The organism is Amycolatopsis sp. N2S4-7 (genome assembly GCF_058119595.1).
The window spans coordinates 16,129-38,246 of the sequence record NZ_CP172299.1; the positions used below are offsets into that span (position 1 = coordinate 16,129).

General features: G+C 73.3%; 24 protein-coding genes and 1 pseudogene. 9 read left to right on the forward strand and 16 right to left on the reverse strand.

Annotated elements, in window-relative coordinates:
• Positions 1-27: 27 nt before the first annotated feature.
• Positions 28-1,137, reverse strand: coding sequence for an AI-2E family transporter (locus ACH54P_RS00085; RefSeq protein ID WP_489910216.1), 1,110 nt, complete (start codon positions 1,135-1,137; stop codon positions 28-30).
• A gap of 129 nt (positions 1,138-1,266) precedes the next feature.
• On the opposite strand from ACH54P_RS00085, the gene ACH54P_RS00090 reads away from it, so the two are divergent.
• Positions 1,267-2,208, forward strand: coding sequence for a glycoside hydrolase family 43 protein (locus ACH54P_RS00090; RefSeq protein WP_489910217.1), 942 nt, complete (start codon positions 1,267-1,269; stop codon positions 2,206-2,208).
• A gap of 182 nt (positions 2,209-2,390) precedes the next feature.
• On the opposite strand, the gene ACH54P_RS00095 is transcribed toward ACH54P_RS00090, so the two are convergent.
• A complete protein-coding gene (locus ACH54P_RS00095; protein WP_489910218.1) occupies positions 2,391-2,717 on the reverse strand; it encodes a hypothetical protein in 327 nt (108 codons plus the stop codon).
• Positions 2,718-2,841: 124 nt separating this feature from the next.
• Between ACH54P_RS00095 and ACH54P_RS00100 the strand changes: the two genes are divergently transcribed.
• Complete coding sequence (locus ACH54P_RS00100) at positions 2,842-3,390, forward strand: hypothetical protein (RefSeq protein WP_489910219.1); 549 nt, start codon at positions 2,842-2,844, stop codon at positions 3,388-3,390.
• 6 nt (positions 3,391-3,396) lie between these two features.
• Here ACH54P_RS00100 and ligD read toward each other — a convergent pair whose 3' ends face one another.
• The 3 genes from ligD to ACH54P_RS00115 all read right to left on the reverse strand — a co-directional run bounded on the left by ligD (position 3,397) and on the right by ACH54P_RS00115 (position 7,693).
• Positions 3,397-5,391, reverse strand: coding sequence for a DNA ligase D (gene ligD, locus ACH54P_RS00105; RefSeq protein ID WP_489910220.1), 1,995 nt, complete (start codon positions 5,389-5,391; stop codon positions 3,397-3,399).
• Between the two features lie 59 nt (positions 5,392-5,450).
• Positions 5,451-7,040: an FUSC family protein gene (locus ACH54P_RS00110; RefSeq protein WP_489910221.1), complete on the reverse strand. Its 1,590-nt coding sequence runs from the start codon at positions 7,038-7,040 to the stop codon at positions 5,451-5,453.
• A gap of 101 nt (positions 7,041-7,141) precedes the next feature.
• Entirely contained in the window at positions 7,142-7,693 is a 552-nt protein-coding gene (locus ACH54P_RS00115) for a TetR/AcrR family transcriptional regulator (protein WP_489910222.1), read from the reverse strand.
• Between the two features lie 124 nt (positions 7,694-7,817).
• On the opposite strand from ACH54P_RS00115, the gene ACH54P_RS00120 reads away from it, so the two are divergent.
• Positions 7,818-8,516 (forward strand): alpha/beta fold hydrolase, encoded by a 699-nt coding sequence (locus ACH54P_RS00120; protein WP_489910223.1) that lies wholly within the window; start codon positions 7,818-7,820, stop codon positions 8,514-8,516.
• 1 nt (position 8,517) lies between these two features.
• On the opposite strand, the gene ACH54P_RS00125 is transcribed toward ACH54P_RS00120, so the two are convergent.
• On the reverse strand, positions 8,518-9,396 hold the full coding sequence (locus ACH54P_RS00125) for an RNA polymerase sigma-70 factor (protein ID WP_489910224.1): 879 nt from the start codon (positions 9,394-9,396) through the stop codon (positions 8,518-8,520).
• A 158-nt stretch (positions 9,397-9,554) separates the two neighbouring features.
• On the opposite strand from ACH54P_RS00125, the gene ACH54P_RS00130 reads away from it, so the two are divergent.
• Together ACH54P_RS00130 and ACH54P_RS00135 are read left to right on the forward strand one after the other, a co-directional pair.
• Positions 9,555-10,040 (forward strand): carboxymuconolactone decarboxylase family protein, encoded by a 486-nt coding sequence (locus ACH54P_RS00130; RefSeq protein WP_489910225.1) that lies wholly within the window; start codon positions 9,555-9,557, stop codon positions 10,038-10,040.
• 24 nt (positions 10,041-10,064) lie between these two features.
• Complete coding sequence (locus ACH54P_RS00135; protein ID WP_489910226.1) at positions 10,065-10,685, forward strand: class I SAM-dependent methyltransferase; 621 nt, start codon at positions 10,065-10,067, stop codon at positions 10,683-10,685.
• On the opposite strand, the gene ACH54P_RS00140 is transcribed toward ACH54P_RS00135, so the two are convergent.
• Positions 10,678-11,433, reverse strand: coding sequence for an HAD family hydrolase (locus ACH54P_RS00140; protein ID WP_489910227.1), 756 nt, complete (start codon positions 11,431-11,433; stop codon positions 10,678-10,680). The genes ACH54P_RS00135 and ACH54P_RS00140 overlap by 8 nt on opposite strands.
• On the opposite strand from ACH54P_RS00140, the gene ACH54P_RS00145 reads away from it, so the two are divergent.
• Positions 11,432-12,079, forward strand: coding sequence for a hypothetical protein (locus tag ACH54P_RS00145; protein ID WP_489910228.1), 648 nt, complete (start codon positions 11,432-11,434; stop codon positions 12,077-12,079). The genes ACH54P_RS00140 and ACH54P_RS00145 overlap by 2 nt on opposite strands.
• 25 nt (positions 12,080-12,104) lie before the next feature.
• Here the strand turns inward: ACH54P_RS00145 and ACH54P_RS00150 are convergent, their stop codons facing one another.
• Positions 12,105-12,560, reverse strand: coding sequence for a DUF4383 domain-containing protein (locus ACH54P_RS00150; protein ID WP_489910229.1), 456 nt, complete (start codon positions 12,558-12,560; stop codon positions 12,105-12,107).
• Between the two features lie 142 nt (positions 12,561-12,702).
• Here ACH54P_RS00150 and ACH54P_RS00155 point away from each other — a divergent pair, with 142 nt between their 5' ends.
• The gene (locus ACH54P_RS00155) at positions 12,703-12,861 is read left to right on the forward strand and encodes a hypothetical protein (RefSeq protein WP_489910230.1); all 159 of its coding nucleotides are present in this window, start codon (positions 12,703-12,705) and stop codon (positions 12,859-12,861) included.
• 2 nt (positions 12,862-12,863) lie between these two features.
• Here ACH54P_RS00155 and ACH54P_RS00160 read toward each other — a convergent pair whose 3' ends face one another.
• Together ACH54P_RS00160 and ACH54P_RS00165 are read right to left on the reverse strand one after the other, a co-directional pair.
• Positions 12,864-13,106 carry a DUF2188 domain-containing protein gene (locus ACH54P_RS00160; protein ID WP_489917061.1) on the reverse strand — a complete coding sequence of 81 codons (243 nt, stop codon included), beginning with the start codon at positions 13,104-13,106 and terminating at the stop codon, positions 12,864-12,866.
• Between the two features lie 9 nt (positions 13,107-13,115).
• Positions 13,116-13,913: pseudogene (locus ACH54P_RS00165) on the reverse strand (manganese catalase); the annotation flags it as partial.
• Positions 13,914-14,036: 123 nt separating this feature from the next.
• Here ACH54P_RS00165 and ACH54P_RS00170 point away from each other — a divergent pair.
• Positions 14,037-14,774 carry an ATP-binding protein gene (locus tag ACH54P_RS00170; RefSeq protein ID WP_489917063.1) on the forward strand — a complete coding sequence of 246 codons (738 nt, stop codon included), beginning with the start codon at positions 14,037-14,039 and terminating at the stop codon, positions 14,772-14,774.
• A gap of 569 nt (positions 14,775-15,343) precedes the next feature.
• Positions 15,344-15,796, forward strand: a complete 453-nt coding sequence (locus ACH54P_RS00175; RefSeq protein WP_489910231.1) for a hypothetical protein — start codon at positions 15,344-15,346, stop codon at positions 15,794-15,796.
• Here ACH54P_RS00175 and ACH54P_RS00180 read toward each other — a convergent pair.
• The 6 genes from ACH54P_RS00180 to ACH54P_RS00205 all read right to left on the reverse strand — a co-directional run bounded on the left by ACH54P_RS00180 (position 15,769) and on the right by ACH54P_RS00205 (position 22,113).
• Positions 15,769-15,987 (reverse strand): DUF2188 domain-containing protein, encoded by a 219-nt coding sequence (locus ACH54P_RS00180; RefSeq protein WP_489917065.1) that lies wholly within the window; start codon positions 15,985-15,987, stop codon positions 15,769-15,771. The two genes, ACH54P_RS00175 and ACH54P_RS00180, sit on opposite strands and share 28 nt — an antisense overlap.
• A 67-nt stretch (positions 15,988-16,054) precedes the next feature.
• Positions 16,055-16,921 (reverse strand): 4-hydroxyphenyl-beta-ketoacyl-CoA hydrolase, encoded by an 867-nt coding sequence (gene couO, locus ACH54P_RS00185; RefSeq protein WP_489910232.1) that lies wholly within the window; start codon positions 16,919-16,921, stop codon positions 16,055-16,057.
• A gap of 14 nt (positions 16,922-16,935) precedes the next feature.
• Positions 16,936-17,868, reverse strand: coding sequence for a 3-hydroxyacyl-CoA dehydrogenase NAD-binding domain-containing protein (locus ACH54P_RS00190; protein WP_489910233.1), 933 nt, complete (start codon positions 17,866-17,868; stop codon positions 16,936-16,938).
• Positions 17,865-19,787 carry an acetoacetate--CoA ligase gene (locus tag ACH54P_RS00195; protein WP_489910234.1) on the reverse strand — a complete coding sequence of 641 codons (1,923 nt, stop codon included), beginning with the start codon at positions 19,785-19,787 and terminating at the stop codon, positions 17,865-17,867. Before ACH54P_RS00195 ends, ACH54P_RS00190 begins: the two co-directional genes overlap by 4 nt.
• The gene (locus tag ACH54P_RS00200; protein ID WP_489910235.1) at positions 19,784-20,566 is read right to left on the reverse strand and encodes a crotonase/enoyl-CoA hydratase family protein; all 783 of its coding nucleotides are present in this window, start codon (positions 20,564-20,566) and stop codon (positions 19,784-19,786) included. The genes ACH54P_RS00195 and ACH54P_RS00200 overlap by 4 nt, the downstream gene beginning before the upstream one ends.
• Positions 20,563-22,113: an acyl-CoA synthetase gene (locus tag ACH54P_RS00205; protein WP_489910236.1), complete on the reverse strand. Its 1,551-nt coding sequence runs from the start codon at positions 22,111-22,113 to the stop codon at positions 20,563-20,565. The genes ACH54P_RS00200 and ACH54P_RS00205 overlap by 4 nt, the downstream gene beginning before the upstream one ends.
• Positions 22,114-22,118: the final 5 nt, after the last annotated feature.

Sequence of the window (22,118 nt, forward strand, 5' to 3'; positions counted from 1 at the left end):
CGCGCGGTTGCCCCCCGCGCGGCGGCTTCACGTCCGGTCGAGCCGGTGCACCGCCACCTCCCGGACCACGAGCAGGACAGCGGCCGCGACGGGCACCGCCACGAACGCGCCGACCACGCCGAGCAGCTCGAACCCGAGCAGCACCGCGACGACGGTGACGAGCGCCGGGATCCGGACGGCCCGTCCGACGATCTTCGGCAGCAGCACGTAGTCCTCCAGCACCCGGTAGCCGACGAAGAAACCGGCAGTCGCCAGCCCGACCGGCACCGACACGGTGAGCGCGACGAGGCTGGTGCCGACACCCGCCGCCACCGAACCCGCCACCGGGATCAAGTCGAGCACGGCGACGAGCACCGCGAGCACGAGCGGGTACGGCACACCGAAGCCCCAGAGCCACGCGAACGTCGCCGTCCCCGCGATCAGCGACACCACGACGTTGCCGACGAGGTACGCGCCCACCTTCCGGAAGACCGCGTCGCCGATCAGGATCACGCGCGGCCGCCGCGACCGCGGGGCCAGCCGGTACAGCGCCGTGCGGACCCGCGGGAAGTCGGCGACGAAGTACGTGCTGAGCACCACGACGATCGCGGCGTCGCCGAGCAGGCCGGCGACCGACTTCGCCACGTCCGTCAGGTGGATGGCCCGGATGGCGGCTTCGAGGCCGAAGGTTTCGTTGGCGCGGCCCAGCAGGGTGGTGTGGTCGCGCAGCAGGGCGAAGTAGCGCGGCGCGCCGTTGCGCAGCTGCCCGGCCTGGTCGGCCAGGGGCACCGCGGCGAGCGCGACGGCGCCACCGACGACCGCCAGCCCGCTCACGACGACCACCGCGGCGGCGAGCGCGCGGGGCATCCGGCGCGCGAGCCGCGCGGTCACCGGTTCCAGCCCCACGGCCATGAAGAACGCGATGCCGATCAGCAGCAGCACGTCCGACGCCGCGAGCACGACCTCGACGACCGCGACGGTGACGACCACCCCGGCCGCGGCGGTCATCCCGGTGAAGAACGGGGACCGGCGGTCCATCGGTTTTCCCGGGGCACCCAACGGTTTTCCGGGCCGCTCGGCCGCCACGGCGGCCGCTCCCTCGGCTTCGCCGACGGCGTGACCGGCGCGGTGCGCGCCGCGCCCGTTCGTTGCGTGCATGAGACGGGGGCTACCCCGCGGCGCCCGGGCGAATCCACCCGATCCGGGCGCGCCGGGCAAGTCCACGCTTCCCGGTGACGGCGGCCGCCTGCCGTTGCCGACCGCGGTGGGGTGTCAGCAGAATCGCGTATGAGCATCAAGGATCTCGTGCTCGCTCCCGTCATCGCCGTCCTGGCCGCCTTCGCGCTGTCCCCGGAAGCGGCCGCCGCCAGTGCGCCCCGGCTGCTCGTCAACCAGGACTTCCCCGATCCGGACGTGCTGAAGACCGCCGGGGGCTACCTCGCCTTCTCGACGAGCACCGGCTCGACCCGGATCCCCTATGCGCGCGCGACGGCGCCGGAGGGGCCGTGGCGTGTCGCCGGGGACGCGCTCGCGGCCGTGCCGTCGTGGGCCAAGCCGGACGGCGGGGTCTGGGCACCGGACGTCACGCAGCTGGCCGACGGCACGTTCGTCGTGTACTTCGCGGCGCCGCAGACCGCCGGTGGCGAGATGTGCCTCGGTGCCGCCACGGCGGCGAAACCCGAAGGCCCGTACACCCCGGTGGGTGACCGGCCGCTGGTGTGCCAACCCGAAGACCACGGCGACATCGACCCGCAGACCTTCGTGGACGCGGACGGGACCCGGTACCTGCTGTACAAGAGCGACGGCGCGGCCACGGGGGCGCCGGCGGCGATCTGGGCGCAGAAGCTGCAGGCCGACGGGCGCACCCTCACCGGCCCGCGCACCGAGCTGCTGCGGGCCGACCTCACGGTCGAGAAGGCCGTCGTCGAGGCGCCTTCGGTGGTCAAGACCGCCTCCCGTTACCTGCTGTTCTACTCCGCCGACACGTACCAGAGCTCGGGGTACCACACGTCCTACGCGTCCGCTCCGACGCCGACCGGGCCGTTCGTTAAGGCTGACGGCCAGTTCCTGACCGGCCAGCTGCTCGGGGGCAAAGTGGACGCTCCGGGCGGCGCCGACGTCGTCGACGGCCACATCTACTTCCACGGCTGGCTGGGTGGCGGCCGCACGGCGCGGGGCCTGTACGAGCTGCCGATCTCCTTCCCGAACGACGCGCCACAGCTGGGGTGAGCGTGTCACCCACCCGGGTAACGCTCCGGTTGGGCCGCCGCCGTCCGGTTACCCGGTGCGCAAGTGCGGGAAGGGAGAACCGTCATGGCGGTGTGGTGGGGTCTGGCCGGCTTGCTCGGCTTGCTGGGGTGTTGTGGTCTCCTGCGGAGCCACCGGCCGGCGGAGGACGACCCGCTGGCGCGCTACCCGGCGGCGCGCGAACCGGCGAGGCCGAACGCCGACGCGGCCCACACGCCGCTGATGACGCCGGCGATCACGCCGGAGATGGTCGGGTCCCAGCCGCCGCCGGCGCAGCCCGCGCCGCCGGTGGCCGCCCAGTCCGCGCCGCCGGTGGCCGCGCCGGACCCGCTGGTGGCCGCGCAGCCGACGCCGCCGGTGGCCGCCCAGTCCGCGCCGCCGGTGGCCGAGCCGGACCCGCCGGTGGCCGCGCCGCCCACGACGCAGCCTGCGCCGCCGGTGGCCGCGCAGTCCGCGCCGCCGGTGGCCGAGCCGGACTCGGGCACCCTCACGGGGGAGATTCCCGGGCCGCGGCCGGAATCGGCTGAGCCGCACGAGAAGCCGGCCTCTCGGCAGGCGGAGGTGCCGCAGCCGCAGGAGGTTCCGGCGCGCGCTCCTCAGGTGGCGCAGGAGCCGGTGGCAGAGCGAGGGCAGGTTGCCCAGCCGATCACGGAGCCGGTGAGCTGGTGGGAGCAGGTCGCCGAGCCGGGGCCGCGGATGTCGCCCACGGCGCGGCAGGAGCAGGTCATGCCGGAGCCGGTGGCTTCGCAGGGATCGTTGGGTGAGCCGGTCATGTCGGAGCCCGTGGTGCGGCAGGAGCAGCCGGCCGAGCCGGTGCTTCCGAAACCTGCGGCTCCGCGGGAGCAGGTCGCGCAGACCTCTCCGACCATGCGGGAACCCCTGGGCGGGCGGCACGAGCTGCGCACCGCCCCAGCCCGGACGGAACAGGCCGCGCGGATGTCGCAGGCCGTGCAGGAGCCGACCACTGCGCACGAGCAAGTCGCCCCGGAGGAGCCGCGGCACTCCGTGCCTCAGCCGCGGGTCTCGGAGCCCCAGCCCGAGCAGCGTAACTACGAAAGCCCACCGGCCGTCGGGGAGGAGGCCGCGCCGAAACACCGGTTCGGTCCCGGCTCCGGTGCGCAGGGGTTCTTCGCCAAGGCCAAGCGCGTCCTTCGCCGCCGATAGCGGGGGTCAAGCGGGCAGCGGGGCGCGGCCGTCGTCCAGGTCGGCGAGGAGGTCGCCGTGCTCGTCGATGCGGTCGAGGACCTCGTCCGCGGTGAACGTCAGGTGGTGCACGTGGCGGCAGGCGCGGACCTCCGCCCACGTGACCGGCGTCGACACGGTGGGGTGGTCGCGGCCGCGGAGGGAGTACGGCGCGACCGTGGTCTTGGCCGGGTTGTTCTGGCTCCAGTCGATGAACACCCGGCCGGTGCGCTGCGCCTTGGCCATCACCGCGGTCACCGACTCCGGCGTCTCCCGGGCCAGCCGCTGGGCGAGCCGCTTGGCGTAGGCCGACGGCGCCGCCGGGTCGTCGGCGCTGATGGCGCAGTAGAGCTGCATGCCCTTGGAGCCCGAGGTTTTCGCGTACGGGGTGAGGCCGTCGGCGACCAGGAGGTCGTGCAGGCGCTCGGCGACGCGGCAACAGTCGACGATCGTGGTGCCGGGACCGGGGTCGAGGTCGAACACCAGCCGGTCCGGGGGCCGCCGCGCCGAGTCCGGGCCCACCGTCCACTGGGGAACGTGGAGTTCGAGCGCAGCCATGTTCGCCGCCCACACCAGGTCCGGCAGCTCGCCGAGCAGCGGGTAGTCGATGGTGTCGCCACTGCCGCGGGAGCCGGTGCTCGGCAGCCGCACGGTGCGCAGCCACGCCGGGGCCCCCTTGGGGACGTTCTTCTCGAACCACTTCTCGCCGTCGACGCCGTTGGGGTAACGGATGAACGTGACCGGCCGGCCGGCGAGGTGCGGCAGCAGAACGGGCGCGACGCGCGAGTAGTAGTTGATCACTTCGCCCTTGGTGAACCCGTCCGCCGGGTACAGCACCTTGTCCAGATTGGACAGCGTCAGCCGCCGGTTCCCGGCCTGGACGGTGATCCGCTGCCCCGCGGGCTCGGCCGGGGGCGGCGGCGGGGCGGCCGGTGCCGGGGTGCCCGCGCGCGGGGCGAGGACGTCGTCGGGTTTCTTGTCGGCCCGCAGACCGCGCCAGGCGGTGTGGCGGACGCGGCCGGCGCGGGTGAACTGCCGGTAGACGATCTCGCCGACCAGCCGCGGCTCGACCCAGCGGGCGCGGACGGTGTCCTCGCGCGGCGGCGTCGTGACGAACGGGTGGGTGCGGCGTTCGAGCTGCTCCAGCCGGGCCTGGAGGTCGGCGCGGGCGGCCTGGCTGAAGCCGGTGCCGACGTCGCCGATGTAGACCAGCTCACCGGTCGCCGGGTCGTGGGCGCCGAGCAACAGCCCGCCGAGGGTGCCGGTGAAGCTGCGCTGGCCGGGGCGCCAGCCGCAGACGATCACCTCCTGCGTCCGGATCAGCGGGTGCTTGAGCCAGGAGTCCGGCCGCTGCCCGGGCGCGTAGCCGGAGCTGCGCAGCTTCGCGACGACGCCCTCGTAGCCGGCGGCCGCGGCGTGGGCCAGGAAGTCCGCCGGCGTGCGGCGGTCGGCGGCGAGCTCGTCGAAGGTGACGGCGCGGACCACGGAGACGCGGTAGGGATCGGGCATCGGCAGGCTCGCCAGCAGGCGGCGGCGTTCGTCGTACGGGGTCGTGAGCAGCGAGCGGTCGCCGAGCTGGAGCAGGTCGAAGGCGAGGAACCGGACCGGGATGTCGTCGAAGGGCTCGTCGCGCCGCAGCGAACCCTGGTGCCGGACGTACCGGCCCCGGCGCTCCTGCATGAGCTCGAAGTCGATCCGGCCGTCTTCGCCGTAGACGACGACCTCGCCGTCCAGGTACGCGGCCCGGCCGTCGAGGGCCGGGGCGAGCACGCCGGCGAGGTCGGCGAATTCGGCGGTGAAGTCGATGTTGTTGCGGCTGGTGAGGACGGTGGTGCCGGCCGGGGCGATCCGCATGGCCGCGCGGTAACCGTCCAGTTTGTACTCGTAGGCCCATTCCGGACCGCTGCGCAGCCGTCCACCGTCGGCCTTGGCGAGCATCGGCTCGAGCCAGGCCGGGACGCGCGAGGCCTCGTTTGCCGCCATGCCGAACCTCCGTCACCTTACGCGCCCAAGGTAACCCGTTCGGCCTAGTTTCGCTGGGTTTATGCAGGTGAAGACGGGCGGAACGCTTGTTCCCACCGGTCCGCGCCGGCGAGCTCCTCGCCGGGGCCGGTCGCCCAGCACGCCGCGAGCAGGTCGTAGCCGAGGTGGACCAGCGCGGCGTGCGCGGGCCAGTGCCGGCGCGTCCAGCCGAGGTCGTTGTGCGCGGAGTCGATCGCGGCGCGGGTCGTGCCCTCGAGCTCGAACTGCAGGTCGCGGCGCAGGGGCATCGCCGGTTCCCGGCGCGCGGTGGCGAGCAGGGCGAGGGCGGCGTCGCGCACGCGGGCCTCGGTCCAGCGGAACGTCGTGCGGTGCGCGTTCGGCGCGATCAGGTACTGCGACAGCATCGCGAGCGCGACGCCGAGCACGGTCTCGACCAGCCGGTCGCGCAGCACCGGGCCGACCGCGCCGGTCACCGCGGCGCCGCCGGCGAGCAGGGCGACCGGGGTGATGAACACGACGGCCACGGCGTAGTTGCGCGGGACGAACAGCTCGATGCAGAACTGCAGCGCCGCGATCGTGACGATCAGCGCGAGGCCGGTGGGGGCGAGCCGGAAGAGCAGGGCGAACAACCCGAGGCCGGCCGCGGTGCCGGCGAACCGCTGCAGGCCGCGCACGTTCGCCCGGACCCGGTCGGTGCCCTGCTGCAGGACCACGAGGGCGCTGAGGATCGCCCAGTGCGGGCGCGCCAGGCCCAGGCTCGCGCTCAGGCTGCCGGCGGCCACGCAGGTGACGCCGACGCGCAGCACGGTCACCGTCGCGTGCGAGCGGAAAGTCGCCGACCGGCGCAGCCGGTACCCGACGCTCGGCCGGGGCAGGGGCAGCACTTCGCCCGGTTCGCCGGTTCCGGTCGCGTCGGCGAAGCGCCGGTGCGCGGCGATCAACGTCGTCGCGGGCGCCGAGGCGGGTCCGTGCCCGGCGTCGTGCACCGCGTTCCAGGCCGCCGAGATGGCCGAGCCCGCCGCGTGCCGGATCTCGGCGCTCGGGTTTTCCGTGCCGAGGAAGGCGTCGACGGCGCGCACCGCCCGTTCGACGGCCGTGCGTTCCGGCTTGCCGCGGTCGGTCAGGAACCCGGTCATCGACACCGCCACCGAGGAGACGCCGCCCAGCGCGGTGCAGACGAGCAGCGTCACCGGGTCCGCGCCGGCCTCGGTGGCGACCATCGCGCCGCCGCAGACGAGAGCGAAGAACAACGCGCCGGGCGGCCCGAGGCGCAGGGCGTCGACGGTGTAGACGGCGAGGAGCCCGACGGCGGTGACCACGACCACGACGGCGACGGTGCTGCCGGCGGTCCGGCCGACTGTCGTCCCGAGGGCCGCGGCGAGGAGCAACGCGGTGGCGGCGGTAAGGACTACTCCGGCGCGGACCCGGTAGGGACGGCCTTCGCCGTACAGGACGGCGAAGGCGCCGAAGGTGACGAAGAGCGCGACGTCGGCATGGCCGGCGAGGACGACGAGAGCGCCGGGCACACCGACGGCGGCCGCGGCCCGCACCCCGGCACTCCATCGCCGCCCGGCGGCGGGCAGGGCGAAGAGCAGGGCGCGGGGGTGCGCGATCCGGGGGAGCGGGTCTTCGGGCAGGTCGGACGGCACGCTGCCCATTCCAGCACGCGGGGTGATCGCGGTCCGGGGTGGGGAATCGGTCGGGCGCGTGCGTTCCAGGACGACAAACCCGGCCGGCAACGCTGCACCACTCAAGCCGGGAAGAAGTCCTCCACCGCGCGGCGCAGGGTGGCACGAACCGTCTCCGCGTCGTCGAGCTCACCGCCGTGGAGGGCACCGTCGCGGAGCAGCACCAACACCCGGGCCGCATAGTCCGGGTCCGGGTGGCCGAGGGCCTCCGCCTGCTCGCGGAGGACCCCGAAGAACCACTCGCGGTGGTCGTCGATCACCCGGCGGACCAGGTGCTCGGGGTCGGGGAACTCCGCCGCCGCGTTGAGGAACTGGCAGCCGCGGAAATCGTCGCCGCAGGTCGCGTCGCCGACCACGCCCAGGGTGTCCGCCAGCGCCTCGCGCGGGGGTTTGCCCGCCCGTGCCGCGTCGACGGCCGCGCGGATCTGGCGGCTCGTGGTCGCGAGGTAGGCCGCGACCAGGTCGTCCTTGGTCGGGTAGTGCCGGTAGAAGGTCGCCCGCGTCACGGACGCCTCGGAGACCAGGCGCTCGACGCCCACCGCGTGGATGCCCTCGGCGTAGAAGAGCCGGGACGCGGTCGCGAGCAGCCGGTCCTTCGGGTGCGCAGTCTCCATCTGCCCACCATAGAGAAAGAACAGTCGTTCCACCAGATCGGCTTCATCACATTGCCACGGCGGTCCGGACAGGCCAGAGTATGGAGACAGAAAGACCGATCGTTCTCTCATTGAGGAGCCAGCCATGAGCAAGCCCACCATCGTCCTGGTCCACGGCGCGTTCGCCGACTCGTCCAGCTGGACCGGGGTCGTGTCGAAGCTGCAGGAGCAGGGCTTCCCGGTCGTCGCGGTGGCGAACCCGCTGCGCGGCGTCGAGTCCGACGCGGCGTACGTCGCGGACGTGGTCAACGGCGTCGACGGCCCCGTCGTGCTCGCCGGGCACTCCTACGGCGGCGCCCTGATCACCCGCGCGGCCACCGGGACGCCGAACGTCCGCGCCCTCGTCTACATCGCCGCCTTCCAGCCCGACGCGGGGGAGAGCGTGTTCGAGCTGTCCGGCCGCTACCCGGGCGCCAAGCTCGGCCCGGAGACCACGAACGTCCTCGTCCACGACGGCCGACCCGAGCTGTCGATCAAGCCCGCGGACTTCGCCGAGGTCTTCGCCGCCGACGTGCCCGCGGACACCGCCGCGGTCATGGCGGTCACCCAGCGGCCGGTCGCGCAGGAAGCCCTCGCGGCCCCGTTCGAAGGCACCCCGGCGTGGACGAAGCTGCCCTCGTGGACGCTGATCGCCAACCACGACAACGCGATCCCGGCCGCGGCCCAGGAGTTCATGGCCGAGCGCGCGTCGTCGACGGTCCGCCGGATCGATGCCTCCCACGCCGTCGCGGTTTCCCAGCCGGAGGTCGTCGCCGAGGTGATCGCGGCCGCGGCCGCCGAGTGACTCACCGGCGCAGCGTGGTCTCTTCCTCCAGCCGCGACAGCTTCTCGGGGTTGCGCACCGCGTACAGCCCGGTGATCAGGCCGTCGTCGACGCGGACCGCCAGGACCGTGTCGACCCGGCCGTCGCGGCGGAAGATCAGCGCCGGGTAGCCGTTGACGTGGGCCGGCCGCAGCGCCCCGCCGGCGAAGCTGCCCAGGCCCGCGGTCAGCAGCCGGCCCACGTCGCCCGCTCCGACCACCGGGGACAGCACCGCCTGCACGACACCACCACCGTCGCCCAGGAACACGACGTCCGGGGCGAGGATGTCGAGCAGGTGGCGCAGGTCGCCGGTCTCGACGGCGCGCTGGAACGCTGCCAGCGCGCCACGGGCCGTCGCCGGGGAGACGGCCCCGCGCGGGCGGCGGGCGGCGACGTGGGAGCGGGCCCGGTGGGCGATCTGGCGGACCGCGGCCGGGCTTTTGCCGACGGCTTCGGCGATTTCGTCGTAGGCGAGGGCGAAGACGTCCCGCAGCACGAAGACCGCCCGCTCCGCCGGGGTGAGCGTCTCCAGCACCAGCAGCATCGCCAGCGACACGCTGTCGGCCAGCTCGACGTCTTCGGCGACGTCGGGCGCGGTCAGCAGCGGCTCGGGCAGCCACGGGCCGACGTAGGACTCCTTGCGCCTGCCGAGGGTCCGCAGCCGCATCAGCGCCTGGCGGCTGGTCATCCGGACCAGGTAGGCGCGCTGGTCCCGCACGCCGGCGAGGTCCACGCCCACCCACCGCAGCCACGTCTCCTGCAGGACGTCTTCGGCGTCGGCGGCCGAGCCGAGCAGCTGGTAGGCGACGGTGAACAGCAGGTTCCGGTGGGCGAGGAACGCCTCGGTGGCGGGGTCGGCCATGGGTGGCTCCTCTTTCGCGCTCGGCGGGGTTTACCACCAGATGCCGCGCGTCGCGGCGGCGTGACAGTGACCGTCCTCACGTGCCCACGGTGTCACGGGCGGCGGGTGGCCCGGCATCTGGTGGTCGTTCGATTCGCGACACGAGTGAGGACGAAGTCATGGAACCCCGTTTCAATCTGGTCGACGCCGAAGTCGGCGCCAAGTTCGCCAAGCGGTTCGGCACCGCGAGCCTGGCGATCGTCCAGTCGACGCTGCCGAAGGTCACGCAGGAACTGGTGTCGCTGCGCGTCAGCCAGGTCAACGGCTGCGGCTGGTGCGTCGACATCCACACCAAGGAACTCGCGGCCGCCGGCGAGCCCGCGGTCCGGATCCACCTGGTCGCCGCCTGGCGCGAGGCCACGGTGTTCACCGAGGCCGAGCGGGCCGCGCTGGCCCTGGCCGAAGAGGGCACGCGGATCGCCGACGCCCACCCCGGCGTCTCCGACGGCACCTGGGCTGCGGTGCGCGAGCACTACGACGACGAGCAGACCGCGGCGCTCGTCGCCCTGGTCGCCCAGATGAACTCGGCCAACCGGCTCGCCGTGATCGTGCACCAGAAGGGTGGCGCGTACGAGCCCGGCATGTTCGCCGGGCTGTCGAGCTGAGGCGGACCGTGCTTCGCTGAGGGCATGACGAAGGCGGAGCGGTGGCGGCGGTACTGGGACCGGAAGTCGTCGACCTACGACGACGAGATGGGCGTCTGGGACCGCCGCCTCTTCGGTGACTCGCGGGAGTGGGCCTGCGGGCAGGTTTCGGGCGAGGTTCTGGAGGTCGCCGTCGGGACCGGGCTGAACCTGCCGTGCTACCCCGCCGAGGTACCGCTCACCGGGCTCGACCTCAGCGAGGGGATGCTCGCTCTCGCCCGCGACCGGGCCCGCCGGCTCGGCCGCGCGGTGACGCTGCGGCAGGGCAGCGCCCACGAGCTGCCGTTCGCCGACGCGTCCTTCGACACCGTGGTGTGCACGTTCGGCCTCTGCGCCATCCCGGACCACGTGGCGGCCGTGGCGGAGATGGCGCGGGTCCTGCGCCCCGGCGGCCGGCTGATCCTGGTCGACCACGTGGCGGCTTCGCCGTGGGTGGTGCGGGCGATGCAGTGGCTGGTGGAACTGGCCAGCGTGCCGCTCGCCGGCGAGCACTTCCGGCGTCGTCCGCTGAACGTGGTCGAGGCGCTGGGGCTGCCGGTGGAGCGGCGCGAGCGGTTCAAGCTCGGCCTGGTGGAGCGGCTGGTCGCCCGCAAACCGGTCAGCTGAACAGGCCGGCCAGCGCGCTGTGGTCGAGTCCGGCCAGGAGCGCCGCGGTGTCGTCGTACGTCGCGACCGCGCCCGCTTCGAGCAGCTCGGCCGCGCTGATTCCGCCGGACAGCACCGAGACCGTCTTCACGCCGGCCTTCGTGGCGGCGTGGACGTCCCAGACCGCGTCGCCGACGAAGATCGTGTCCTCCGGGGCCGTGCCGGCCTTGTCGAGGGCCGCGAGCACCGGCTCCGGATCGGGTTTCGTCGCTTCGACGTCGTCGCCGGAGACGATCGCGGCGATCACGTCGTCGACGTCGAGGACCCGGCGCAGCACGTCCAGCTCGTCGGGCGCGGCCGACGTCGCCAGCACGACGCGCACCCCGCGCTCCGCCAGCGTGCGGACCAGCTCGGGCGCCCGGTCGAACGGCCGCAGCAACTCCGCCGTCTCCAGGTAGAAACGGCTGTGCAGTTCCTTGGCCTCGTCGCCGATCCGGCCGGCGTCTTCGTCACCCAGCAGGGTGCTCAGCAGCTTGCCGGAACCCTTGCCGATCGCGCGGTGCACGCGCCAGGAGTCGATGTCCCGGTCCAGGGCGTGGAAGGCGCGGCGCCAGGCGTGGACGTGGAGGTAGTTGGAGTCGACGAGCGTGCCGTCGACGTCGAACAGGACCGCGGTGGCGATGATGGGCTCCTCGGGTCGGGTTTCACCGGGCTCCCGGCGGGTAACGCCGGTGGGATCGGATAACCCGCGCGGGGAGGAAATACACATGACTACGCCGGCAGGCCTGGTGACGGCGGGCTTCCGCGGGCTGGCGGCGCTGCGGCGCGCCCCGGCCTTCCACCCCGCCGGCGTCGTGCTGCGCGGTGAGCTGCGGGCGGTCGCGGACGACCTGCCGTGGCCGGCCGGGCCGGTCGCGGTGGTCGCGCGGCTGTCCAAAGGGGCCGGGACACCGGGACGGCTGCCGGACGCGCTCGGGCTGGCGGTGCGGATCCCCGGCGCGGGCCGGGACGGCGGGCCGTGGGACATCACGCTGACGACGGCGGGCAGCGGCCACCTCGGCCGGATGCTGCCGCGCCCGGCGGCCGCGTGGACGCGCGGCGCGTACAGCAGCCTCGTGCCCTACCGCCGCGCCGACCGGCTGATCTGGCTCGGGGCGTGGGCGGAAGCGTCGTCGCCGCGGATCGAAGCTTCGCTCGCGGCGGTGGAACCGGGGCTGCGGTTCGTGCTCCGGACCGGCCGCGAGGACGGGCGCTGGTGCGACAGCGCGGAGCTGACCCTGCGGGAGATCGCCGGGGACGCGCCGTCGTTCGATCCGATGCTGAACCGCCCGGACGGGCTGGAGTTCGCCCCCGAGTGGCTCATGCGGCTGCGGGAGCGGGCCTACGCGGGGAGCCGGGCCGGGCGGCCGTCGTGAACGGCCCGCCCGGCCCGGCGTCCGCTCACCGCGAGTCGGCGATCGGACTGCGGGTGGCGCCGAGCGGGATGAGGCCGAGCGCGATCATCCCGACGCCCAGGCCGAAGTGCAGCCAGTTGTCGGCGGTGTTGAGCGGGACGAAGTTGGCCGCGCTGCCCTGGTCGATCACCAGGCCGTAGAGCCACAGGACGAGGTAGATCACGCCGCCGCCGACCAGGAAGGCCCGGGCGCCGCCCGGCGTCCTGGCCATGGCGAGCCCGGCGACGCCGAACGCCAGGTGGACGAGGTTGTGCAGGATCGACACGGTGAAGATGCCCAGGAGCATGGCACCGGAGTGGTGCCCGGCCCAGGTGAGCATGTCGTAGTGGGTCGTCACGCCGGGAATGAAGCCCAGCACGCCCACCAGCAGGAAAACCACTCCCACGATCGCCGCGAGAAGCTGGCGGGGGGTCCGCCGGACCGCGGTCTCCGTCGATGCCATGGTCGCTTCCTCCGATTCGGACGGGACGGGACCCTCGGCCGGGGGACCCGCCGGGGCGGCATGCCCGGCGGCGGGTCCGGCAAACGCGTTTCACCCGCCGGTCCGCCGGGTATGCGCCGGTTTCGCCCGAATGGAGGACGCCATGAGCACTCCCGAAATCGATCCGGTGACCGCCGAAAGCATGGAAGAGGACGCCGACATCGGCGGTGAGCACACCGAGCCGACCTTTCGCGACCAGGAACCGTGGCCCGCCGAAAGCGACGAAGAAGGTGCCGACAGCGGGGGCATGCCGCCTTCGTGACCTCAGGAACGGGCGCGCGGATAGGTCCGGCGCTCGCCGATCCGGCCGTCCTTCGTGTGGATGAAGTGGGCCGTCCCGCGCTTGATCGCCAGTTTCCGCCCGTCCGCGACGGCGTCGGACTTCGTTTCGGCGCTGCCGGACGCGCGTGAGTTGCCGACGACCTTGTTCTTCCACACCGAGCCGTCGTAGAACGTTTCGACGTCGCCCTCGGCCGGTTCGAGGGCCGGATCGCCGCCGTTTTCCACCGGCTGGGTGGCATAGGTGCCGTAGAGGGCGGGATCGGGCGGGGGTGCGGTGCCGGGGCCGCCGAGGGGTGCGGGGTCGGTGAGGTATTCGATGCCGTCGCGGGTGGTCCAGCCGCCTTTGGCGCCGTCGGGTCCGTCGGAGAGGTGCCAGATGGTGTTGTTGTGGGTCTGGTCTTCTTCGTCGAGCAGGGCGTTGGGGGCGATGTCGTCTTCGAGGCCGTCGGCTTTGAGTTCTTCGATGGCGGCGAGCCATTGTTTCTGGTGGACGGTGTCGCGGGCGAGGTTGAACTTGAGCATGGCTTTGACGCCGGGGTCGTCGGTCATGTTGTAGAGCCGGGCGGTTTGGAGGCGGCCTTGGGCTTCGGCGGCGGCGTTGGCGCGGAAGTCGGCGAGCAGGTTGCCGGAGGCGACGATGTATTTGGCGTTCCAGGGGTAGCCGTTGGAGTCGGCGGGCAGGGCGCCGCCGCCGGCGACGATGGCTTGCTGGGGGTCCATCCCGCCGATGACGGCGGCCATGACGGGGTCTTTGACGGCTTCGGCGGTCATGGTGGCGGGGGCGCCTTCCAGCAGGCGGGCGACCATGGTGGCGAGCATTTCGACGTGGCCGATTTCTTCGGTGGCGGTGTCCATGATGAGGTCTTTGTACTTGCCTTCGATGCGGCAGTTCCAGCCTTGGAAGAGGTACTGCATGGTGACGGTCATTTCGCCGTAGGCGCCGCCGATGAGTTCCTGGAGTTTGTGGGCGTAGACGGGGTCGGGCTTTTCGGGCTTGGCTTCGAACTGCAGCAGCTTCGTGTGACGGAACAACGTGGTCTCCCTTCCGAGCCCGGCGGGTTCCCCCGATCGGCCGCGTCAACCGGAGATTCGCTGTGTTTGACGGGTTCGGGATCGGCTATCCGTCCGGTGATCCACGGCGAGGAGGTGGTTCCGGTGCTCGCCCGGCACAATTCCGTGTGGCTGGTTCCGCGTGACGGCGCGGTGGCGAGGGCGTCGGTCGTCGGCGTGCTCGACCGGACGACGTACCCGCAGCTGCGTGACCGGCTGCTCGAGTTCGCGACCGACTCCGAGGACGGCGTGCTGGTCGACATCGAACGGCTCGAGCTCCGCGACCGGGCGCTGACCCGGGTGTTCGGGCTCGTCGCCCGGCGGGTCGGCGACTGGCCGGCGATCCCGTTCGCCCTCGTGACCGGCCGTCCCGAGCAGCGGGCCGTGCTGGCCGCGGCCGGGGTGGACCGGTGCGTGCCCGTGTACCCGGACCTCGCCACGGCGGAAGCCGCGCTGACCCGCCCGGCGCGCCGCCGGGCCGGGCGGCTGCTGGCCCGCTCGCCGCGGGCGTCGGCGCGGGCCCGCGGGTTCGTCCGGGGCACCTGCGCGGAGTGGATGGTGCCCGAGCTGACCGAGGACGCCGAGCTCATCGCCACCGAATTCGTGGAAAATGCCCTGCGGCACACGGATTCCGTACCCCGCCTGCGGCTCGAGCTGCGCCACGGGAAGCTGACGGTCGAGGTGGCGGACGACAGCGCGCACCCGGCGGTGCTGCGGGAGGGGCTCGACGTGGTCCAGGCGGGGCTGGGTCTGCGGATGGTCACGAAGGTCGCGAAGCTCTGGGGAAGCAGCCGGTCCGGCTCGGGTGGCAAGACGGTGTGGGCCGTCCTGCCCCGCGGCTGAAGCGGCACGGCGTCAGGTCGCCGGGGGCTCGGCTGAGGTGCGGCACAAGACGCTGGGCCGGGGAACAGGTCCCGCCGGGCCGATCCCTCGGCTCCGGTCGCGCGGCGCAAGGTCGCTGGGCCGGGGAACCGGTTCCGTGCCTCGCCGGCCACCCGGCCCGGGGACGTCAGGTCGCTGGGCCGGGGAACCGGTTCCGTGCCTCGCCGGCCACCCGGCCCGGGACGTTCCACGGCCGCCGCGGGTTCCCGATGGCGACGTGCGTCACGTGGGGGAACACCGCCGGTTCCCCTGCGTTGTAACGGATGTCGGTACGGCGGTGCCCCCGGGCCTCACCCCTCGCCGCCGGGGAATACCAGTTCGGCTGGAGCCTCGGTGTGCCACTCGCCGAGAGGCGGCCCCCGTACCGGCCTCAGCTCCCGTCCCCGCTCGCAGGTACCCCCAGCCTTCGCCGAGCGGGGGCGGGTCTTCGTCTACTGTGGACGATCATGCGTCACGCGGTTGACGGCGCCATGCCCGGGTACGCGGGGCGGAACCGGCCTCCCGGCCGGTGCCGCCTCCAGGAGTGCGTCATGGCCGATCCGCCACCGCTGCGAGCCCAGTTCGAACTGCTGACCTACGACGACCACGTCGCGTACCCGGTCCTCTTCCTGCAGCCGGACGACCCCTTCGACCACCTCGGCCTGTTCCGCGTGCTCGCCTCGGCCGGGCTCGCGCTGCCGGCGCCGTGGGAGTGGCGCGGCGGCCTCTGGCCGCTGAGCGTCACGTGCGAACTGGAACTCACGGGTGACCCGGCGACGGCGGTGGTCGTCGCTCACGGTCAGCCCGTCACCGCCGGAGAGCCGCCCGCGCTGTGGTCCCGGGCCGCGGGGGCGCGCGGCCGGGCGTTGCTGGTGCTCCTGCCGCCGGCCGAAGACGACGGCGAGGTCGGGGACTTCGCCGTGCTGGCGCGGGAAGCGCGGCGGCGGGCCTGCCTGGCCGGGAGTGTCGCGGCGGTTCAGCGCGAGGAGCGGCGGGCCCGGTAGTCGCGCTCGGTCTCGACGTCGCCCTCCGGCGTGTGGACCACGTGCCCGACGCGCCGCTTTTTCGCGATCAGGCGCCCCGCCAGCACGGCGTCCGTGCGGCGGGGAGACGTGTTGGATGCCCGGCTGCCGCCCTCGACGCGGTTCTTCCACAGCCCGTCTTCGAAGTAGGTGTGCACGTCACCCTCGGCCACGACGCCGCCTCCGATCATGAAATCCTCGAAAGCTGCGGATGCCCGGGGACGTAGCGGACAAACGTGCTCAGGCCAGGCCGAGCACCTCGATGGCGTTGTCCTTGAGGATCAGCGGCCGCACTTCGTCCTTCAGGTCGAGCGCGGCGAAGTCCGCGAGCCAGCGGTCCGGGGTGATGACGGGGAAGTCCGAGCCGAACAGCACCTTCCGCTTCAGCATCGTGTTCGCCGCGCGGACCAGCTGCGGCGGGAAGTACTTCGGCGACCAGCCGGACAGGTCGATGTACACGTTCGCCTTGTGCGTCGCGACCGAGATCGCCTCGTCCTGCCACGGCACCGACGGGTGCGCCAGGATCACCGTGAGCTGCGGGAAGTCCGCGGCGACGTCGTCGAGCAGCATCGGGTTGGAGTACCGCAGCTTGATGCCGTGCCCGCCCGGCAGGCCGGCGCCGATGCCGGTCTGCCCGGTGTGGAACAGGGCGGGCACGCCCAGCTCGGAAATCGCTTCGTAGAGCGGGTAGAAGCGGACGTCGTTCGGCTCGAACGCCTGCAGGCTCGGGTGGAACTTGAAGCCGCGCACCCCGTGCTCGGTGACCAGGCGGCGCGCGCGGTGCACGGCGGCCTTGCCGGCGTGCGGGTCGACCGAGCCGAACGGGATGAGCACGTCCGGGTGCTCGGCGGCGGCGTCGGCGATCTCCTCGCTCGACAGCGCGGGGTGCCCGGTGGCGGCCGGCGCTTCGACCGTGAAGACGACGGCGGCCATGTTCCGGGCCCGGTAGTGCTCGGCGATCGCGGTCACCGTCGGGGTGCGGTCCTGGTCGGCGCGGAAGTACTTCGCGGACGCGTCGAGCAGTTCCTGGTCGAGGGCGAAGCAGCCGTGGCCGTCCTGTTCGACGTGCGTGTGGACGTCGATGGCGGTCAAGGAGGAAAGGTCCATCGGAACTCCCGGGGTCAGGGCAGGTCGGGCTGGGCGGCCTTGGCGGCCAGCAGCTGGTCGAGGACGGCGTCGCGGGCCGCGACGAGCCGGTCGTGGCCGGTGCCGGCCAGTTCGGCGTCGACGCCGGCGACGAGGGTCCCGGCGAGCTCCGGCGTCATCCGGACGCGGCCCAGGTCGCGCCACAGCTCTTCGGTGGACGGGCCGAGGTGGCGCAGGATGTGTGCGAGCCCGCCGGCGCCGCCGGAGAGGTGCTGGTTGACGAACGGGCCGAGCACCGCCCAGCGCAGGCCGGGCCCGTGGGCGATGGCGGCGTCGATTTCGGCGACCGTCGCGACGCCGCGTTCGACGAGGGAGTACGCCTCCTGCCACAGCGCGGCCTGCAGCCGGTTCGCGACGTGGCCGGGCACCTCCCGGCTCAGCCGGATCGGCCGCTTGCCGGCCGCGGTGTAGAACGCGACCGCGCGGTCGACAACCTCGGGCGCGGTGGCCTCCCCGGGGACGACTTCGACGAGCGGGATCACGTGGGGCGGGTTGAACGGGTGCCCGACGACCACGCGCTCGGGGTGCTTCGGGCAGCCGCGCGCGATGACGCTCGGCAGCAGCCCGGACGAGCTGCTCGCCAGGATGACGTCGGGCCGCGCGGCCTCGTCGAGCACGCCGAACAGCTCGTGCTTGAGGTTTTCGCGCTCAGGCCCGTTCTCCTGCACGAAATCCGCGGCGGACGCGGCCTCCCCGGCGTCGGCGACGAAGCGCAGCCGGTCCTGCGACGCGCCCTCGGTGAGACCGAGCCGTTCCACGACGGGCCAGTGCGCGGCGACGTCGGCGCGGAGGCGGTCCTCGGCGCCGGGTGCCGGGTCGGTGGCGACGACGTCGAAGCCGTGGGCGAGGAAGTGCGCGGCCCAGCCGGCGCCGATCACGCCGGTCCCGACCACCGCGACGGTCGTCATGCGCGCTCCTCGAGGAAGGCGTCGAGGGACGCCGGGTCGGCCAGCACGTCCCGGCCGACGACCTCGTCGACCGGGGCGCCGCGCAGGAGTTTCTTCACGGGCAGCTCCAGTTTCTTCCCGGTGCGGTTGCGGGGGATCGCCGGGACGGCGGTGATCGCGTCCGGCACGTGCCGCGGCGAAAGCGCGCCGCGCAGCGCTGTCGTGATCTTGCGGCGCAGCGCGTCGTCGAGCTCGGCGCCTTCGCGCAGCACCACGAACAACCGCAGATCGCCGTTGCCGCCCGCGGGGTCTTCGAGGTGCACGACGAGGGAGTCGTCGACCTCCGGCAGCTCCTCGACGACGGCGTAGAACTCGGCCGTGCCCAGCCGGACGCCGCCGCGGTTGAGGGTGGCGTCCGAGCGGCCGGCGATGACGCAGCCGCCCTCGGGCGTGAACCGGATCCAGTCGCCGTGCCGCCAGACGCCGGGATAGGTGGAGAAGTACGTCTCGCGGTAGCGCTCGCCGGAGTCGTCGCCCCAGAACCCGACCGGCATGGACGGCATCGGGGCGGTGATCACCAGCTCGCCCAGTTCCCCGACCACCGGGGCACCGTGCTCGTCGAACGCCTGCGCGTCGACGCCGAGGCAGGGACCGGAGATCTCGCCCGCGCGGACCGGCTGCAGCGGGCTGCCCTGGACGATGCCGCTGCACACGTCGGTGCCGCCGCTGCCGACGTTGAGCAGGACGCCCGGAAACCGCTCGTGCACCCAGTGGAAGCCCTCGGCGGGCAGCGGGCTGCCGGCCGCGCCGAGCTGCCGCAGCGCCGACAGGTCGAACTCGGCGGCCGGGTCGAGGCCCGCTTCCCGGCACGCCATCAGGAACCCGGGACTCGCGCCCATCAGCGTCGCGCGGGTCTCGTGGGCCAGCCGCCACTGCCACGCCAGGTCCGGGTGCAGCGGGTTGCCGTCGACCAGCACGATCGACGCGCCGGTGAGCAACCCCGACACCAGCGCGTTCCACATCATCCACGCGGTGGTCGAGAACCACAGCATCCGGTCGCCGGGACGCAGATCCCAGCTGAGGCCGTGGTTCTTGAGGTGCTCCAGCAGGATGCCGCCGTGGCCGTGCACGATCGCCTTCGGCTTGCCGGTGGTGCCGGAGGAGAACAGGACGCACAGCGGGTGCGCGAAGCCGACCGGCTCGAACCCGGGGGCGCTTTCGGTGAGCAGCTCGGCCCAGGCGAGGGTGCCGGGCAGCTCGTGGTCGCCGTAGGGGACGTGGACGACGTGCTCGACGGTCGGCAGGCCCGCGCGGATCTCGGCGACCTCGGCGCGGCGGTCGACGTCCTTGGCGCCGTAGCGGTAGCCGGAGACGGTCAGCAGCACGCGCGGCTCGATCTGCCCGAACCGGTCGACGACCGAGCGGGCGCCGAACTCGGGGGCGCAGGACGCCCAGATCGCGCCGAGGCTCGCGACGGCGAGGTAGGCGACCACGGTTTCGGGGATGTTGGGCAGGTACGCGACGACGCGGTCGCCGCGCCCGACGCCGAGCCGGGCCAGCCCCGCGCGGGCGCGCGCGACCTGGTCGCGCAGCTGCGCCCAGGTGAGCTCGGTGCGCTCCCGCGTCTGGGAATAGGCGATGACCGCGGCCGCGTCGCCGGGCCCGTGGCCGAGGGCGTGTTCGGCGTAGTTGAGGGTGGCGCCGGGGAACCACTCGGTGCCGGGCATCCGGCGGTCGGCCACGACGGCGGTGGCCGGGGCGGGGAAGCGGACGCCGAAGAAGTCCTTGATCGAGGACCAGAAGCCGTCGAGGTCGGTCACCGACCAGCGGTGCAGGGCCGCGTAGCCGTCGAACGAGTGCCCGCGGGTTTCCAGCCACCGCAGGTACCGGCCGATCTCGGTGGTTTCGCGGACGTCGGGGGCGACCGGGCGCAGGATCATCGGCCCACCTTCCCGGCGCGCTTTTCCAGGAACGCCTGCATCCGCTCCTTCGCCTCGGCGCTGCCGCTCGCGACGGCGGCCATCAGGGCTTCCATCAGGTACCCCTCGGCGGGGTTGGCTTCGGCGATGCGGGGGAGGGCCTGCAGGACGGCGAAGTTCGTGATCGGGGAGTTCGTGGCGATCTTGCGGGCCAGGCCGAGCGCGTGCTCGAGGCCCTCGCCCGGCCCGGTGCGGTAGTGCGACAGCCCGGCGGCGTGGCCTTCGTCGGCGTCGAGGACGCGGCCGGTGAGCATCATGTCGGCCATCCGGTGCGCGCCGATCAGCCGCGGCACCCGCACCGACGCGCCACCGCCGACGAACAGCCCGCGCTGCCCCTCCGGCAGCGCGTAGAACGCCGACGGCTCGGCGACGCGGATGTGCGCGGCGGCCGCCAGTTCCAGCCCGCCGCCGACAACCGCGCCCTTGAGCACGGCGACAACCGGCACCCGGCCGCGTTCGAGCCGCTCGAAGGCGCGGTGCCACATCATCGAGTGCTCCAGGCCCTCGAACGCGTCGCGCTCGGTGAGCTCGGAGAGGTCCAGCCCGGCGGAGAAGTGCTCGCCATCGGCCGCGAGCACCACGGCCTTGATCCCCGAGGGCGGCGTGGTGAAGAACGCTTCGAGGCCCAGCACGGTGGCGTCGTCGAGGGCGTTGCGCTTCGCGGCCCGGGCCAGCCGCAGCACGGCGACGTCGTCCTGGATCTCCAGGCGCAGCGAGGGGGGCAGGAAAGCCTGGGTCATGCGGGTCCGTTCGTGAAGGTTTCGGTGGCGAGCGCGCGCAGTTCGACGCGGCGGATCTTGCCGGTGGCGTTGCGGGGCAGGGCTTCGGTGAACCGCACGTGCTTGGGGACCTTGTACCGCGCGAGGTGGTGCTTGAGGTGCGCGCGGAACGTGGCCTCGTCGAGTCCGGACCCGGGCCGGGGGACGACGAAGGCGGCGCCGACCTCGCCCCACCGCTCGTCGGGCACGCCCACCACGGCGCACGCGTCGACGGCGTCGAGCCGGGCGGCGACGGCCTCGATCTCGGCGGGGTAGACGTTCTCGCCGCCGGAGATGATCATGTCCTTGACCCGGTCGACGACGTGGGCCCAGCCGTCGTCGTCGACGCGGACGACGTCCCCGGTGCGGAACCAGTCACCGTCGACGAAGCTGGCTTCGGATTCTTCGGGCCGGTTCCAGTAGCCGGCGAACACGTGCGGGCCGCGCACCAGCAGCTCGGCGGGCGTGCCGCCGAGCGGTTCCGGGGCGGAGTCCGGGCCGAGGGCGGCCAGGTCCGTGAAGAAGTGCGGCACCCCGGCGGCGACGGGGTGCTCGAGCGTGCCCTCGTGGGTGGCCATGGACACGCCCGGGGCGGCTTCGGTCATGCCGTAGCCCTGGAGGAGTTTCACGCCGCGGTCGAGCCACGCGCGGGCGACGCGCTCGGCCACCGGCGACCCGCCGTAGAGCACGCACGTCAGCGAGCCGAGGTCGGTGTGGTCCCAGCGCTCGTGGCGGCACATCATCTCCAGCATCGTGGGCACCGCGGAGAAGCTCGTGATCCCGGCTTCGCCGATCCGGGCGAGGATGGTGCCCGGATCGAACTTCGCCACCGGCTCCACGCTGCCGCCCTTGAACAGCGTCGGCAGCGTGATCTGCCCCAGCCCGACGCAGTGGAACAGCGGCGCGATGCACAGCGCCTTGTCGGTGCCCAGCACATCGAGGTGGGCGAGCTGGTTGACCGTGTTCCAGGTGACGTTGCCGTGGGTGAGGACCGCCGCCTTCGGCCGGCCGGTGGTGCCGGAGGTGTAGAGCAGCAGGCAGGGGTCTTCGAGCCGGACCGCGGTTGCCGGCGGGGGGCCGGACGCGGCGAGCTCGGCCTCGAAGTCCAGGCCGCCCGCCGGGCACGACGCCGGCTCCGTCGCCACGACGTGCCGCAGGGTGCCCGGCAGCGGGTCCTTCAGCAGCTCGTCGGTGTCCGGGCTGTGCACGAGGACCGCGGCACCGCAGTCATCGAGCATGTACCGGATCTCCACGGGCGAGAGCCGGTAGTTGAGCGGCACGAAGATCGCGCCGCAGCGGGCGGTGGCGAACAGCGTCTCGAACACCGTGATGTCGTTGACGCCGAGGTAGGCCACGCGGTCACCGGGGCGCACGCCGAGCCGGGTCAGCGCGCCGGCGAGGCGGTCGACCCGGTCGGCGAGCCCGGCGTGGCTCAGCGTCCGGTCGTGCTGCACCAGCGCGGTGCGGTCCGGGTTGATCCGCGCCCGCCGCCGGGGCCAGCTGCCCAGGCCGAAATCGGGCAGGTCCACTGCTT